Genomic DNA, 15,945 nt, shown 5'->3' on the forward strand with positions numbered 1-15,945 from the left:
TCGAAAAAATAAGGTAAATTTACCTGAGCTTAAGATTTAAAAATAGACCTAGTTCAAACTATTTTTTTGCCTTCTAAACGGCTTAAAAAAAATCTATTGAACGTGTAAACAATAACAAAAAAGAGTCAACCTATATCAGTATAATACACTATTGAATTGTATAGATAAGTTCATCAACTTCTGATAATCTAAAATAGCCGAAAGGATAATGTTCTGAATTGGTCGTATTTATACAATTGCCTCGCACTGTAGCTGGTTGAGTTTCGAATGGACCACCGCCTTCTTGACCTCCTTGTTGTAATAAAATAAACATGAATTCATAAAACTGTTTTGAAACACCATAATTTCTAATGGTCACATGGTCTCCTGCTTCTAAATCCTCTTCTGTATAAAATCCGAAATTAGCATTTCCATCAGTGAAGGTATCCTCATAAACGGCCAAGGTTGGGACTACAGGAATATCACTTATAAATTCAAAAAAATAATAATTATCAATATTTGCTGGGTCCATAAAAAAAGCCTTCAGCTCAATATCTTCTCCCGAAAAACCACCTTCGTTGTTCTGCTCTACATAATCAATGGGCACAACGGATTTTAAGGTTTCTGTAGCAGTAAAGGTTTCATTATTGTAGTCAATAACTAAGGTGTATTCTTGATCGATAACAGGTATAAAATCGTGAGTGATGTAAATCCCTGTGTTACCTTCTTCAATAAAGTTAAACACATTATTGTTGGCATCTGTAATTTGAATGGTTGCGCCATTAGCAGGAGGAATAGAATCCTGGAAAAAGGGAGCAGATAAAGACAGTTTTATGGTTTGCTCGTTACCCGGAGTATTTTTAAACCAATTGATAGAAGCTTCTATTACTAACCTCGGTGCCGTCTCGTTAAGATCAACGTCTATAACATCTTGGCAAGAGAAGAGAAAGGTCAAAGCGATAAATGTATATATTAGCTTTTTCATAATCAAAATTTAAAATTATAAGAAATAGAAGGAACAATTCCGAAAATAGCGAGTCTTACCGCTTCATTAGTTCCTGAATTTCGATTTTCTCTAAATGATATACTCGCTGCATTTTTTCTGTTATAAACATTATATATTCCGAATACCCATTCACCTTTAAAATTTTTAGTACTGTTTGGTTTGGGATTATAATTTACGGCAATGTCTAAACGATGATAGGATGGTAACCTACTAGAATTTCTACTTTCATAACTCGGAATGATAATACCATTGTATTCATATTGCCCATTAGGAAAAGTTGTAGACTGGCCTGTTTGAAAGATAAAATTAGAATTGAGTGACCATTTCTTATTAAATTCATAACTACCTGTTAGAGAAATATCATGTGTTTTATCGAAAGAACTGTTATACCATTCGCTATTATTAATCCCAGTTTCTGAGGCTGTTCGTCCTGGAGTTTTTTGTTCAGATTTTGAAAGTGTATAGGCCAACCAACCGTTAAACTTACCTTCATTCTTTCTTAATAACATCTCTAATCCATAGGCTCTTGCTTCACCATTTAAAATAATTTGTTCTACCGCATCATTCGCAATTAAATTAGCCCCATCAATATAATCAATGCGGTTATCAATGATTTTATAATAACTTTCAACTTCTAGTGAATAAGCGTTGTTCTTAAATGTTTTAAAATAACCGATGGCCACTTGATCTAGCAATTGTGGTTTTATATATTTTCCACTAGGCGTCCAAATATCTAATGGGGTAGGAGAGCTTGTATTAGATAACAGATGTAAATATTGGCTCATTCTATTATAGCTGGCCTTTATGGACGAATTATCATTAAGTTGAAAGGCCATAGACAAGCGTGGCTCTATTTGAGAAAAAGTTTGAATTACATCACTTCTGTTGTAGTTTACAACTCCTATTGGCTCTGCATTCTCATAAACTTGTGTGGCCTCATTATAGGTAACAGGGTTGTCATTTTCATAAAGATTTAATTCACCTTGACCTAAGCGATGAAACACACTCAAACGCGCCCCATAACTCACAGATAATTTAGGGCTCAATTTATGTTCGGCATCTATATAGATGGCATTTTCAAGAGCATATTTATCTATTAATTTTGTTGGATTTATACCAGACTCTTCTGTAGTAGGGTTAATTTCTCCTGGATTAAACTTGTAATAGATGCTATTTAATCCATAATCGAGTTTAAAGTTATTACTGATATAATGTTTTAAATCATACTTCAAATTAAAATTTCTAATGCCAGACTCCCAATCGAATTGCACAAAATTCAATTTTAGTCCATAGTAGTAATCTGAATATATCAGAGAAAGGTTTGAGAATAGTTTATCTGAGAACAGGTGATTCCATCTGAAATTGACAACGGTATTTCCATAAGTATTTTCAAAACTGTCAGAAATATTAAAGACATCTCTACCGAAATAACCAGACAAGAAGATGTTGTTATTGTTATTTAGTCTGTAGCTCAGTTTTGTGTTGAGATCATAGAAGTAAGCCACATTATCCATATCAAATAGTGGAAGAAATAAATGCGCATAACTACTACGACCACCCAATAGAAACGAGCCTTTATCTTTTTTAATAGGGCCTTCAGCAAGTAAGCGACTAGAAATTAAACCAATTCCACCATTCATATGAAACTGACTACTATTTCCTTCTTTTTGATAAATATCTAAAACAGACGAAACACGTCCGCCATACTTGGCTGGAATACCACCTTTATATAATTTAATATCTTTAATGGCATCTGGATTAAATACCGAAAAGAAACCAAAGAGATGCGACGAATTAAATATAGTGGCCTCATCTAAAAGTATGAGGTTTTGATCTGCAGCACCGCCTCTTACATTGAAACCAGAGGAGCCTTCCCCTGCATTGGTAACACCTGGTAAAAGCGTAATTGATTTTATAACGTCAACTTCGCCTAAAACAACAGGCATGTTCTTTATCGTTTTGATAGATAAAGAGTTTACGCTCATTTGTGGTTTCTTAATGTTCAGTTTTTCAATGTCTTCTGTAATAACGACTTCGTCCAAGGTTTCGGCAGCTTCTTCTAATTGATAGTTCTTTTGTATATTATCTGAAAGAACTAAAGTTTCAGAAATCGTTCTATAGCCTAAATAACTAATTTGTAGAACGTAGGTTCCTTTTGGTAAAGTAATAGAGTAGAAGCCATATTCGTTTGTAACAGTTCCAGTTTGTAGTTCTGGAAATATAATTGTAACGCCTATAAGAGTTTCATTACTTTGTTTATCTGAAATAGTCCCGCTAATCGTAAATTTATCTTGAGCTAGAATAATTATGGGACTCATTAAAAAAAAGAAAATTAGTCTTTTCATAAATGACTTCATAAGCGGAGTAGGCATAGCATATAATTATTATCTGACATATCACTTAGATAACTTGAATTCCAAGTAAATATAAACTAAAAGCCATAAAAAAAGCTTCCCTAAAGAAGCTTTTAATATAATTGAAATAGGACTACTAATTGTTAAGTATTTTATTTAATACTGAACTTGGACGCATTGCTTGCGTTAGTAAGTTTTCGTCAGGAAGGTAATAACCATCCATGTCTACTGGTTCACCTTGACAATCGATAAGTTCTTTAACGATTTGCTCTTCATTTTCAGATAAAGCTTTGTAAACGCTTGTAAATTCAGACTTTAATTCTTCATCTTCATTTTGATTAGCAAGTGCTTGAGCCCAATATAATGCTAAATAAAAATGACTTCCTCTATTATCAAGTTCATTCACTTTTCTTGAAGGACCTTTTCTGTTTTCTAATAATTTGTCAGAAGCATCATCTAAAGCCTCACCTAAGATTAGAGCTTTTTTATTATCGTTTACAATTGAAAAATGCTCTAGTGAAACGGCTAAAGCTAAAAACTCACCTAAGGAATCCCATCGTAAATGATTTTCTTCAACAAACTGCTGAACGTGCTTAGGTGCAGATCCACCTGCTCCTGTTTCAAATAAGCCACCGCCATTCATTAATGGAACAATAGATAACATTTTTGCACTTGTACCAACTTCTAGGATTGGGAATAAATCTGTTAAATAGTCTCTTAATACGTTTCCTGTAACCGAAATGGTATCTTTACCTTCTTTAAGTCTTTTTAACGTGAAGTTAGTAGCGTCAATAGGTGAAAGAATCCTAATATCTAATCCTTCTGTATCGTGGTCAAGAAGGTATTTGTTTACTTTTTTGATTAATTCTGCATCATGAGCTCTTTTCTTATCTAACCAGAAAACAGCAGGAGTTTGAGAAGCCCTAGCTCTTGTAACAGCTAACTTTACCCAATCTTGAATTGGTGCATCCTTAACTTGACACATTCTCCAGATATCACCTTCTTCTACTTTATGACTAGTTAATACTTTTCCTGTCGCATCTATAACTTCTACTTTTCCTTTTGATTGAATTTCAAAAGTTTTATCATGAGAGCCATACTCTTCAGCTTTTTGAGCCATAAGTCCAACGTTAGGAACAGTTCCCATAGTGGTAGGGTCAAAAGCTCCATGCTTTTTACAGAAATCTATAGTTGCACTATAAACTCCAGCATAACTACTATCTGGTATAACAGCTTTTGTATCTTGAAGTTTACCTTCAGAATTCCACATTTGGCCAGAGTTTCTAATCATGGCAGGCATAGATGCATCAATAATGACGTCACTTGGTACGTGTAAATTGGTAATACCTCTATCCGAGTTTACCATTGCTACATCGGCACCATGAGTTAGTTCGTAACGTATATCTGCTCTGATTTCGTCACGTTTAGCTTCAGGAAGTTCTCCTAATTTTTCAAGTAAGTTTCCAAAACCGTTATTGACATCAACTCCAATTTTATCGAAAGTTTTACCATGCTTTGCAAATAAGTCTCTAAAGAACACACGTACAGCATGCCCAAAAATGATAGGGTCAGAAACCTTCATCATTGTGGCTTTCATATGTAACGAAAATAAAACACTTTTATCTAATGCGTCTTCTACGTGCCATTCTAGGAATTCGAGTAAAGCTTTTTTACTCATTATAGTAGCATCAATGATTTCATCTTTAAGTAAATTGAAATCATTTTTTAAGATGGTTTTATTTCCTTTAGCGTCTGTATGTACAATTTTTACAGTTGTAGCATCGTCTAGTGTAACCGATTTTTCGTTGTGCGCGAAATCTCCTTTGGTCATAGTAGCCACATGAGTTTTAGATTCTGGCGACCAAGCACCCATACTATGTGGATTGTTCTTAGCATAATTCTTTACGGCTTTTGGAGCACGTCTGTCAGAGTTTCCTTCTCTAAGAACCGGGTTTACTGCACTACCTTTAATTTTATCGTAGCGAGATTTAATTTCTTTCTCTGTATCGTTTTTCGGCTCTTCTGGATAATCAGGAAGTTTATAGCCTTTTTCTTGTAGTTCTTCTATGGCAGCAGTTAGTTGTGGAATAGATGCACTAATATTAGGAAGTTTAATAATATTAGCCTCTGGTGTTTTTGCTAATGCTCCTAATTCTGCTAAATCGTCCGTTACTTTTTGATCGTCAGTTAAAAAATCTGGAAACGCCGCTAGAATTCTAGCCGCTAATGATATGTCTTTTGTTTCAATAGAGATACCTGAAGACTTTGTAAATGCTTGAACAATCGGTAAAAATGAACGTGTTGCCAAAGCTGGAGCTTCATCCGTTTTTGTATATACAATCTTTGCTGTTTTTGTCATAAGTCTAGAAAATAAAATGAATAATAATACGCCCGAAATTGAGCTGTGCAAATATACAAAATTGATACTGTTTTGTAGGTATAAGATTTGTAGTAAAGGACCTCAAAATTTATTAAGTTCTTAAATAAACACTTAAAATTTTGAATTTAATCTTTTACTCTGATTTTGAATGCGTTTAATAGTCCTATGAGGTTAGATTTAGAGAAATAGGCATTCTTGATTTGGTTTAGTGAAGGATCAATTGAAAAGTTATAGGCCGATGATAAATCGGCATGTTCTAAATTGGTATTGTAAAATATGGATTGAGATAAATCACAATCATCAAATATTGCATGTTTAGCTTGCGCATCCGTAAAGTCGACCTGATGAAGAATACATTTATAGAACTTAGTCTGATTTAGTTTTACTTTGTAGAAACTGCTAAAATTAATCAAGCAATCCGAACAGCTGAAGGATAGTAAAAATTCATTACATCTATGAAATTTAACACCTAACAATTTACAGCCTTTAAAGTTAACGTTATTGAAGGTGGTCTGGGTGATATTAGCATTACTGAAATTACAATCTATAAACTCACAAGTTAGGAATGCAACGCTAGTGAGGTCGGAATTATTAAAATCACAATTTATGAACGTACAGTCCTCGTATTCTGCTTTTAATAAATCATCCTTTGCATAATCTTGCTTACTAAATGTTTGGTTATCTATTACTGGTAAAATCATGTGACAATGATACGGAAAGAATTTAGATTATTAATTAAACAGTGCATCTCCGATATGCATAATGCTTAAAAATAGTACGTACAATTATTAGATTTACGGATTTTAGTAAACTTGAATAGTTAAGGCGTTATATGAAAAACAAAAAGCCATATCACTACAGTAAAACTGCTCTGACATGGCTTTCTTTGAAACAGTACTAACGTGACCTATCTAGCTTTCACTAACTCAGCTGTATGACTAATTAAAGTCATCATCTTTTTCGGTTCAAGTGTTTCCGTTTCAATAATGAAACATTTCATACCTTTCAAAATGTATTGACCTGATACTACTTTGTTTCCAAAGTTTGTTTTTCTTGATGCTTTTTCTTTAGAATTCATTATTATGAATGATAGAACGTAAAGCATTGCTCTTCCTTTTCGTGTTCACTTTCGATTCCAGTACTTTTTCAGAGCTTTTCACTTAAACCATTATACCCTACCTAGTATGATATAATAATTAAGCTTCATGGTTGTTTCGCTAAGATTTGTTTGAATAAACCGCTAGACAACCTCAAAAAACAACTTCAATAAATAAAGAACGAATCTTTATACCCAATTTAACATAAATCTGAATAAAATTCAAAACCAAACTATGTTTGTTGTTAATTGTTTTACTAATTTACAATATTATTTAGAATATCTCTAGTTATTTAACATTTTAGATATCAACAATTTATAAACTCCAGTTACTAACAATTGTTTATAACCAAAAAGAGCCTTCTTTTCAGAAAGCTCTTTTATCGTTATATGTAAGATAGAATTAATTTCTAATTTCCTTAATTCTTGCTTTTCTACCTGTAAGTCCTCTAAAGTAGAAGATTCTTGCTCTACGTACTTTACCACGTTTGTTAACTTCAATTTTTTGTAATGCAGGTAAGTTAATTGGGAAGATACGCTCTACACCAATAGTTCCTGACATTTTACGAATTGTAAAGGTTTCAGTGGCTCCACTTCCCTTACGTTGTAATACAACACCTCTAAAAAACTGAGTACGTACTTTTTCACCTTCTCTAATTTCGTAGTATGCTGTGATAGTATCACCAGCGCTAAATTCTGGAAAGTCTTTACGAGTTACAAACTCGTCTTGAACAAATTTTACTAAAGAATTCATTTTCTTTTATTTATTATAGTTAATTCGGATCAACATTCACGATTTTCGCCAGAGGTTAATCTAAAATTGGGTGCAAAAATAGTTATATTTTAAATATAAGCAATGCTTTGCTGGTTTATTTTTAACATTAATTTGAAGAATTATTATAAACTCATCGGCTATTTAGGACTCTAGTAGAGGTTTAAACTTTTAATCTTCAAGCAAATCTGGTCGACGCTCCTTTGTTCTCAAATAAGCTTGTTCTTCACGCCATTTTTCAATTTCCGGAAAATTACCACTAAATAATACCTCAGGCACTTTCATTCCATCGTAGTCTCTTGGTTTCGTATAAATGGGTGGTGCTAACAAATTGTCTTGAAAGGAATCGGTTAGGGCGGAGGTTTCATTACCTAATACGCCTGGAATTAAACGAATAACAGCATCACAGAGTACAGCTGCTCCTAATTCACCACCAGAAAGCACATAATCTCCAATTGATATTTCACGGGTAATAAACTTGTCACGTACGCGCTGATCTACTCCTTTATAATGACCGCAAAGAATAATAATGTTTTCTTTTAAAGAGGTTTGGTTCGCGATACTTTGATTCAGGGTTTCACCATCTGGAGTCATATAAATGATTTCGTCATAGTTTCGCTCTTTTTGCAATTTTGAAATACACTTATCTATTGGTTCAATCATCATAACCATTCCAGCACCTCCACCAAACTGAGTATCGTCTATAGCCTTATAGCCTCCAGTGGCATAATCTCTTAAATTATGAAAATGAACTTCAACCAAGCCTGCTTCAATAGCTCGTTTTAATATAGAGGCTTCAAATGGACTTTTTAAAAGTTCTGGTAATACAGTTATTATATCTATTCGCATGGTATTCTAAAAAATTGATTGCAAAGATAGGTTTAATTGTGGAATTTGATTGTGATCTAAATAGCCGTTATGTCATTATCTCTCTCAACCTTCAATGGGTTTAAAATGAAAAATCCGTAATGTACATTACGGATTTTAAGTATATCTGATAGTGTAAGTACTACTAAGATTTTTGTTTATTCAGTTCGTCTTGTAATTGACGTCTTACTTTTTGCTCGCGTTCTAAGGCGTTACGTCTGTGTTCTTCAAACTCAGTTTCAACTTCATCTAATTTTAATTTTGCTTCTCTCGTTGCAGAATTACTTCCTTTAAACTTATAAATGAACACTAATAATAGGGCAAAAAGACCTCCAATGATACTCCACATTAAAACTTTGTAGTTGGCTTTACTCATTAGAATTCCAAATAAGGAAATGTTGTCTTTCTCTTCGTTGGTAGCATTTAATGTTGACTCTGTACTTGAAAGTTTCTCTTTTAAACTTTCAATTTCAGCTGTTTGTGAATTAACAATTGCTTGAGTATCGGATAAATCTTTATGTACAGCTTTTAACGAATCTAACGTATGTGCTTTTAAAGTATAAAGCCATGATTTTTTTACAGTTTTATAATCTTGCCAACTGTTAGAACGTCTGATAACAAATTCAAATTGATTATCTATTGTACCGCTGTTTAAAGACAATTTTTCTTCTTGTTCGACTTCTGTTTGTGCGTTTATATTTTGAAAACTGAGTGTAACTAATAGAATTAAAGAAACTTTCGTTAAGAATTTCATTTACGACGTAATTTTGATTTTTGTTAGGTTATAATAGTTGCCAAGATAACGATTTTATGAGGATATCATAAAAAAATCTTAAACAAATAGCCTCACAAATTAATGAGGCATTTTATATACGAAACGAAGTCTGTTTTGGATGTTATATTAGTAGTAATTATAAATAGAAAATGCTTCTCGAACACTATTAGGTTGCGTTCCAATAGTTTTTCAAAATTAAACAAAAAAAAATCTTGCCCTAAGACAAGATTTTTTCTTTTCAGTTTAGTTAACGATTAATAATAAGCAAAACGTCTAACTTTAGAAATATATTTCGCTAAACGAATAACTTGATGACTATAGCCATATTCGTTATCGTACCATATATATAGGACAGCATTTTTTCCATCGGTTCTAACAATCGTCGCTTTACTATCAAATATTGCTGGAGCAGAGCTACCAATAATATCGCTAGATACTAATTCGTCACTCATTTCGTATTTAATTTGTTCAACTAAATCACCTTCAAGTGCATACTTCTTCATGATTGTGTTAATGCTTTCAACCGAAGTTTCATTTTTTAATTCTAAGTTTAGAATTGCTAATGAGCCATTTGGAACTGGAACTCTAATTGCGTTAGAAGTTAGCTTACCTTCAAGAGCAGGAATCGCTTTACTTACAGCTTGTCCAGCACCTGTTTCAGTTATTACCATGTTTAATGCAGCAGCACGACCTCTTCTGTATTTTTTATGGAAATTATCTACTAAATTTTGATCATTAGTATAAGCATGGATCGTTTCTAAGTGCCCAGATTTAATTCCGAAAGAATCTTCTACTGCTTTTAGAATTGGAGTAATAGCATTAGTTGTACAAGATGCCGCAGAGAAAATATCTACTGTTTCTGGACTATGTTCTAAATGGTTAACGCCATGTACAATATTTGGCACACCTTTACCAGGCGCCGTCAACAATACTTTATCAACACCTTTTGCTTTTAAATGTCTACTTAAAGCTTCTTTATCTCTAAAAGCACCAGTATTATCAATTACTAAAGCATTGTTTATACCATATTTAGTGTAATCGATATCTTCAGGGTTGTTTGCTGAAATAATATTAACAGTAGTACCATTAATGATTAATGCTGAATTTTCCACGTCAGTACTTACTAAACCTGAAAAATCACCGTGAACAGAATCATTCTTTAATAAAGAAGCACGTTTTTCTAAAACAACTTTATTAATTTCACCTCTAGTCACGATAGCTCTTAATCGTAGTTGGTTACCTTTTCCGGTACGCGTCATTAACTCACGTGCAACTAAGCGGCCAATTCTACCAAAACCATAAAGAATAACATCCTTAGGTTCGATCATTTTATTTTCTTTAGCACTACCCAGTTTTGAAGCAACAAAAGCAGTTGCATTATTATATTTCTGATCTTCTAAATGATATTCGTAAGTTAATTTACCAATATCTAACTTAGCAGGAGGTAAGTTTGCTGCGCTAATGGCTTGTGCAATTTCTACAGAATCAAAAATTGAAATTGGTTTTTGAACAAATTCCCCAGCATATTCATGCAGGTTTAAAATTTCGCTCACATTTTTGTCAATAAGTTGATTTCTAAATAATACAAGCTCAATTGACTTGTCGTACCACAGATCACTGATAATTTTAATAAATTCAACAGTTGCTCTGCGACGATCGGCTTGAAACGCTAACTCTTTTTCGTAAGTCTCGTTAAATCCCATGTTTTCTTTGGTTTAAGTGATTTAAATTTTGTGCAAAAGTAATACAATTCAAACGTTTTCGTAGCCCTTTTGCTGGAAAATAAAAACCCTTCAAAGAATATGACTTTAAAGGGTGGTTATTAAGTGAATAAAATTTACATTTTTATCTAAAATTATAGATGATTTTTTCTCCTGCATTATTGATGACTTCAATCTGTAAAGGCTCATTGAATTCTCTCATATTAAGTGCAGTCTGAGCATCATCAACTGAATTAAGCTTTCTGCCATTAATTTTAGTAACTATACTTCCTTCTTCAACACCATTTCTATTCCAATATTGTTTGGTGTTTTCGTCGAATTCTAAAATTTTAACTCCATAATCTGTTCTGTTTTGCTTTAAATCTTGTTTAGTCGCATTTTTTATAACTCCAATTGTAGGTAGTAAAGCAGTAGTTGGTTTTAATAAAGTAACCGATAAAACTTTTTCAGATCCGTTTCTTAGTAACGTGACATCCACAACATCATTCGGACTTTTTGTTTTTAAATAACCAGTTAAATCTGAGAACTTATTAATAGAAACATTGTCAATCTTTTTAATAATGTCTCCCGACTTAATACCGGCTCTATCAGCTCCTGTGTCTTCTTGTACATCGCTGACATAAAACCCTTCCGTAATATTAGTTTTAAATTCTTCTGCAGCTCTACTATTTAAAGCAGTTCCTACAACACCAAGAATACCATTTTGCACATTTCCATATTCCATTATGTCATTAACTATTTTACGGGCTATGTTACTTGGAACCGCAAATGAATAACCAATATAAGAACCTGTACGAGATGAAATAGCGGTGTTAATTCCTATTAAATCGCCATTAGTATTTACCAAAGCACCACCTGAGTTTCCTGGGTTTACTGCGGCATCTGTCTGTATGAAAGACTGTAAATGTTGTCCAGTTAAATCCCTTGATTTGGCACTAATTATACCAGCCGTCACCGTCGAATTTAAGTTGAAAGGGTTACCAACAGCTAAGACCCATTCCCCAACTTTGGCATTATCAGAATCGCCGAAAGCCATAAATGGTAATTCGTCTTCTGTGTCTATTTTTAATAAAGCAATGTCCGTAGATTCGTCCGTACCAATTAATTCAGCCTCATAAACTTTATTGTTATTAAGTGTAATACTGATAGTGTTTGCATTTTTTATCACATGATTATTGGTCACAATATATCCTGTCGGGGAAATAATAACACCACTTCCTGTTCCTACTTGTGCGCGTTGTGATTGTCGACCAAAGAATAGATCCTGCATAGTTACAGGCGCACTTACGATTGATGTATTTTTAACATGTACTACAGCGTCCAATGATTTTTCTGCTACCTCTACAAAATTAGGCGCATCTACAGAATTGGAGTTTATAGTATTATGAGTCGATGCAGGTACGAATACTGGAAAGTCAGAAGTCTGCTCAACCTTTAATGGTTGTTTTTCATCTTCAATAAAAAGTTTATATCCTCCTAAAGTTAATAGACCACCTAATGCCGAAACAAATACTAATGTTATAACTTTCTTCATAATTTTTTCAGATTTAAGTTTAACTATTTATAAAATTTAATTTTACTCTTAACGATTAAATTTACCTATTTATTGAATTCTGTTTTTCATTTTAACGACTATTTAACGTTGACTTTAGTGTCCTTTTAACAGCTATACTTAAAGTCTAATATGCTTATATTTGTCGCAAATTATAGTCAATGACATTTTACAAATTTCAAGGCACGGGTAACGATTTTATTTTAATCGATAATCGTTTACAACTCATAGACAAAAACAATACCAAACGAATAGAATCGCTATGTGACAGACGTTTTGGCATAGGCGGAGATGGATTAATCCTATTAGAAGATAGTGATGTTGCTGATTTTAAAATGGTGTATTATAATTCTGATGGGAACGAAAGCACAATGTGTGGAAATGGCGGTCGATGTATAGTGGCATTTGCTAAGTTTTTAGGGATCATTAAAAATGAAACTGAATTTATTGCTGTAGATGGTCCTCATAAGGCAAAAATTGAGAATGGTATAGTTCACCTTCAAATGCAAGATGTCCATGACGTACAATCCTATGATAATCATCTATTTTTAGATACAGGATCTCCACATCATGTTGAAATGATGACGAATGTTGGTGAAGTAGATGTGAAATCTACGGGAGCCAAAATCAGATATGCGAAACCTTATGAAGAAGAAGGGACTAATGTGAATTTTGTAGAGCAGTTGTGTGAAAACCGATTTGCAGTACGAACCTATGAGCGTGGCGTGGAGGATGAAACTTTGTCTTGTGGTACTGGCGTAACAGCTGTGGCTTTAGCAATGCATCATTTAGGAAAAACGAAAGTTACGGATGTTGATTTAAAAACTCAAGGAGGTCAACTAAGGGTTACTTTTAATAAAACAAATCATGGGTACACTAATATTTGGTTGGTTGGTCCTGCTGAACTTGTTTTTAAAGGAGAAATAGAATGGTAGTTTTAAAAGGAAAACAGATTTATTTAAGAGCTTTAGAGCCTGAAGATTTAGAGTTTGTCTATCACGTTGAAAATGATACAACATTATGGTCGTTAAGCGATACACAAGCACCATATTCAAGATTTTTAATTAAGCAATATCTCGAAAATGCACAACAAGACATTTATGAGGCCAAACAATTGCGATTGGCTATTTGCGATTTGAATAATACAACAATTGGTCTAATAGATCTATTCGATTTTGATGCCAAGAATAAACGTGCTGGTATTGGTATTGTTATTCAGAATAAAGGAAATAGAAATAAAGGCTATGGAAAAGAAGCTTTAGAAATTTTAGTGAATTATTGTTTTCAGACCTTACATTTGCATCAAGTCTTTGCTAATATTGGTGAGGATAATGAGGCTAGTTTAGGATTATTTCAGTCTAATGGCTTTAAAATTATAGGATTAAAAAAAGATTGGAGATTTGATGGTGAAACATACAGCCACGAATATTTATTACAACGAATTAACGATTAACTATGTACTTTAAAAAAATTCTTTGGGCTGTAGCTCTTATTGGTTTAGTCATCTTTGGTGCTATTGCTTATTATATATATGGAGCTATGTTTTCACCTAACACAAGTTTCGAAAATGAAACGGCTTATATATATGTGCCAACGGACGCTACTTATGGAGAAGTGAGACTTCAATTAGAACCATTATTAAAAGACATCAATTCATTTGATGCCTTAGCTAAGCAAAAAGAATACGTCACTTATGTAAAACCAGGTCGTTATGCGATTAAAAAGGGAATGAATAATAATGACATTATTAATTCCATAAGAAGTAAAAATTTACCACTTAAAATTTCATTCAACAATCAGCATAGTTTAAAAGATTTGGCAGGACGTATTAGTGTACAGATTGAGGCTGATAGTTTATCCTTATATGAGGTTATGACAGATGAGCAATTTTTGAAAAAGAATGGGTTCACTCCAGCTACCGCCTTAGGGATGTACTTGCCCAATAGCTACGAGTTTTTCTGGAATTCATCAGCAGAAACTTTTAGAGATAGAATGTTAACGGAATACAATAGATTTTGGACAGAGGAAAGAAAAGCTAAAGCAAAAAAATTAAATTTAAGTCCGAGTGAGGTAATTACTTTAGCATCTATCGTGCATGAAGAATCTAAACAAGCAGATGAACAACCTAGAGTAGCAGGTGTGTATCTTAATAGATTACGTATAGGCATGCCGTTACAAGCTGATCCTACATTGAAATTTGCGGCTTATCAATTACCTCAATATCAAAATACAATTATTAGAAGAGTTTTAAATATTCATAAAGAAATTGACTCACCTTACAATACCTATAAGCATACAGGTTTGCCTCCAGGATTAATTGCGATGCCTGATTTATCTGCTATAAAAGCTGTTTTAGATCCTGAAAGCCACAGCTACTTATATTTTGCTGCAGATGCCAAGCGGATCGGTTACCATAAATTCGCAAAAACTTTAGCTCAACATAATGTCAATGCAAGAGAATATCATAAATATTTGTCTTCTCAAGGTATTAGAAAGTAAGGTTTGAACAGACTAATTATTTATTTTTTCTTATGGGTTAGTTTTCCGATGTTCTCACAATCGGGAGTGAATCAATTTTTAAAACCAAGTGATACCTTAAATACTTCTCGCCGAAATTTAGTAATTATTACAGAAACAGCTTTAGCTTCCATTACGCTGGTCGGTTTACATCAATTATGGTATGCCGATTACCCGCAATCTAGCTTTAAAACTTTAAATGATAGCGGAGAATGGTTACAAATGGACAAGTTAGGGCATGTTTTTTCATCCTATCAATTGGGAAGGTTAGGAGCGAATACCTTGAATTGGGCTGGCGTGAATAAGAAAGGCCAATTGTTATATGGGGCAGGTCTAAGTTTAGGATTTCTTACTGCCGTTGAAATCATGGATGGCTATTCTGAAGAGTGGGGCTTTTCATGGTCTGATATGGCAGCCAACGTGACTGGTACAGGTTTGTACGTTGGACAAGAATTACTTTGGAACGAACAACGAATTACTTTAAAATATTCTTTTCATCAAACCAAATATGCACAGGTACGACCAGATAAATTAGGTAATGGTCTGTTTGAAGAATTCTTAAAAGATTATAACGGCCAAACATATTGGCTAAGTGCAAATATGAAGTCATTTCTAAAATCGGAATCTATCCCAGCTTGGCTGAACATTGCTTTTGGTTATGGAGCAGATGGAATGTTAACAGGTTCTTCGGATAATTCTTCGTATCCAAATCAAAATCGACGACGACAATATTACTTAAGTTTAGATGTTGATTTAAGTCGAATAAAAACAAATTCTCACCTCTTGAAAACTATTTTTGACGTTTTTAACGTCATTAAGGTTCCTTTTCCTGCGATAGAAATTAATGACATTGGTCGAGTAAAATGGCATTGGCTCTACCTTTAAGAGAGCTATTTTGCACTTAATCGGTTGATTTTCAGCATTTG

General features: G+C 33.3%; 14 protein-coding genes. 4 read left to right on the forward strand and 10 right to left on the reverse strand.

Annotation, left to right across the window (positions count from 1 at the left end):
• Positions 1-148: 148 nt before the first annotated feature.
• From DFQ11_RS05305 to DFQ11_RS05345, 10 genes are all read right to left on the reverse strand, one after another.
• On the reverse strand, positions 149-964 hold the full coding sequence (locus DFQ11_RS05305) for a DUF4249 family protein (protein WP_110474838.1): 816 nt from the start codon (positions 962-964) through the stop codon (positions 149-151).
• Between the two features lie 2 nt (positions 965-966).
• Positions 967-3,330, reverse strand: a complete 2,364-nt coding sequence (locus tag DFQ11_RS05310; protein WP_189343009.1) for a TonB-dependent receptor — start codon at positions 3,328-3,330, stop codon at positions 967-969.
• A 145-nt stretch (positions 3,331-3,475) separates the two neighbouring features.
• The gene (locus tag DFQ11_RS05315; protein WP_110474840.1) at positions 3,476-5,698 is read right to left on the reverse strand and encodes an NADP-dependent isocitrate dehydrogenase; all 2,223 of its coding nucleotides are present in this window, start codon (positions 5,696-5,698) and stop codon (positions 3,476-3,478) included.
• A gap of 146 nt (positions 5,699-5,844) precedes the next feature.
• On the reverse strand, positions 5,845-6,420 hold the full coding sequence (locus DFQ11_RS05320; RefSeq protein WP_110474841.1) for a pentapeptide repeat-containing protein: 576 nt from the start codon (positions 6,418-6,420) through the stop codon (positions 5,845-5,847).
• Between the two features lie 206 nt (positions 6,421-6,626).
• Positions 6,627-6,797 (reverse strand): hypothetical protein, encoded by a 171-nt coding sequence (locus DFQ11_RS15155; protein WP_158524984.1) that lies wholly within the window; start codon positions 6,795-6,797, stop codon positions 6,627-6,629.
• A gap of 421 nt (positions 6,798-7,218) precedes the next feature.
• Complete coding sequence (gene rplS, locus DFQ11_RS05325; RefSeq protein WP_110474842.1) at positions 7,219-7,569, reverse strand: 50S ribosomal protein L19; 351 nt, start codon at positions 7,567-7,569, stop codon at positions 7,219-7,221.
• Between the two features lie 189 nt (positions 7,570-7,758).
• On the reverse strand, positions 7,759-8,436 hold the full coding sequence (gene trmD, locus DFQ11_RS05330; RefSeq protein ID WP_110474843.1) for a tRNA (guanosine(37)-N1)-methyltransferase TrmD: 678 nt from the start codon (positions 8,434-8,436) through the stop codon (positions 7,759-7,761).
• Positions 8,437-8,599: 163 nt separating this feature from the next.
• Entirely contained in the window at positions 8,600-9,208 is a 609-nt protein-coding gene (locus DFQ11_RS05335; RefSeq protein WP_110474844.1) for a tRNA (guanine-N1)-methyltransferase, read from the reverse strand.
• A 275-nt stretch (positions 9,209-9,483) separates the two neighbouring features.
• Positions 9,484-10,932 (reverse strand): glyceraldehyde-3-phosphate dehydrogenase, encoded by a 1,449-nt coding sequence (locus DFQ11_RS05340; RefSeq protein ID WP_110474845.1) that lies wholly within the window; start codon positions 10,930-10,932, stop codon positions 9,484-9,486.
• Positions 10,933-11,074: 142 nt separating this feature from the next.
• On the reverse strand, positions 11,075-12,484 hold the full coding sequence (locus tag DFQ11_RS05345) for a S1C family serine protease (RefSeq protein WP_110474846.1): 1,410 nt from the start codon (positions 12,482-12,484) through the stop codon (positions 11,075-11,077).
• Between the two features lie 179 nt (positions 12,485-12,663).
• On the opposite strand from DFQ11_RS05345, the gene dapF reads away from it, so the two are divergent.
• From dapF to DFQ11_RS05365, 4 genes are read left to right on the forward strand one after another with little or no spacing between them, the layout of a single operon-like run.
• Entirely contained in the window at positions 12,664-13,437 is a 774-nt protein-coding gene (gene dapF / locus DFQ11_RS05350) for a diaminopimelate epimerase (RefSeq protein WP_110474847.1), read from the forward strand.
• The gene (locus DFQ11_RS05355; RefSeq protein ID WP_110474848.1) at positions 13,431-13,955 is read left to right on the forward strand and encodes a GNAT family N-acetyltransferase; all 525 of its coding nucleotides are present in this window, start codon (positions 13,431-13,433) and stop codon (positions 13,953-13,955) included. The genes dapF and DFQ11_RS05355 overlap by 7 nt, the downstream gene beginning before the upstream one ends.
• A gap of 2 nt (positions 13,956-13,957) precedes the next feature.
• Entirely contained in the window at positions 13,958-15,001 is a 1,044-nt protein-coding gene (gene mltG / locus DFQ11_RS05360) for an endolytic transglycosylase MltG (RefSeq protein WP_110474849.1), read from the forward strand.
• Positions 15,002-15,004: 3 nt separating this feature from the next.
• Positions 15,005-15,904 (forward strand): DUF2279 domain-containing protein, encoded by a 900-nt coding sequence (locus tag DFQ11_RS05365; RefSeq protein WP_373287852.1) that lies wholly within the window; start codon positions 15,005-15,007, stop codon positions 15,902-15,904.
• The last annotated feature ends 41 nt before the right edge of the window (positions 15,905-15,945 follow it).

The sequence above is a fragment of the Winogradskyella epiphytica genome, from assembly GCF_003217215.1.
GTDB lineage: Bacteria > Bacteroidota > Bacteroidia > Flavobacteriales > Flavobacteriaceae > Winogradskyella > Winogradskyella epiphytica.

Excerpts from the sequence above, each read along its gene's own strand:
- DFQ11_RS05340 (WP_110474845.1), bottom strand. The coding sequence starts at position 10,932 with ATGGGATTTAACGAGACTTACGAAAAAGAGTTAGCGTTTCAAGCCGAT.
- dapF (WP_110474847.1), top strand. The coding sequence starts at position 12,664 with ATGACATTTTACAAATTTCAAGGCACGGGTAACGATTTTATTTTAATC.
- rplS (WP_110474842.1), bottom strand. The coding sequence starts at position 7,569 with ATGAATTCTTTAGTAAAATTTGTTCAAGACGAGTTTGTAACTCGTAAA.
- DFQ11_RS05315 (WP_110474840.1), bottom strand. The coding sequence starts at position 5,698 with ATGACAAAAACAGCAAAGATTGTATATACAAAAACGGATGAAGCTCCA.
- DFQ11_RS05320 (WP_110474841.1), bottom strand. The coding sequence starts at position 6,420 with ATGATTTTACCAGTAATAGATAACCAAACATTTAGTAAGCAAGATTAT.
- mltG (WP_110474849.1), top strand. The coding sequence starts at position 13,958 with ATGTACTTTAAAAAAATTCTTTGGGCTGTAGCTCTTATTGGTTTAGTC.
- DFQ11_RS05355 (WP_110474848.1), top strand. The coding sequence starts at position 13,431 with ATGGTAGTTTTAAAAGGAAAACAGATTTATTTAAGAGCTTTAGAGCCT.
- DFQ11_RS05335 (WP_110474844.1), bottom strand. The coding sequence starts at position 9,208 with ATGAAATTCTTAACGAAAGTTTCTTTAATTCTATTAGTTACACTCAGT.
- DFQ11_RS05310 (WP_189343009.1), bottom strand. The coding sequence starts at position 3,330 with ATGAAAAGACTAATTTTCTTTTTTTTAATGAGTCCCATAATTATTCTA.
- DFQ11_RS05305 (WP_110474838.1), bottom strand. The coding sequence starts at position 964 with ATGAAAAAGCTAATATATACATTTATCGCTTTGACCTTTCTCTTCTCT.
- trmD (WP_110474843.1), bottom strand. The coding sequence starts at position 8,436 with ATGCGAATAGATATAATAACTGTATTACCAGAACTTTTAAAAAGTCCA.
- DFQ11_RS05345 (WP_110474846.1), bottom strand. The coding sequence starts at position 12,484 with ATGAAGAAAGTTATAACATTAGTATTTGTTTCGGCATTAGGTGGTCTA.
- DFQ11_RS15155 (WP_158524984.1), bottom strand. The coding sequence starts at position 6,797 with ATGAATTCTAAAGAAAAAGCATCAAGAAAAACAAACTTTGGAAACAAA.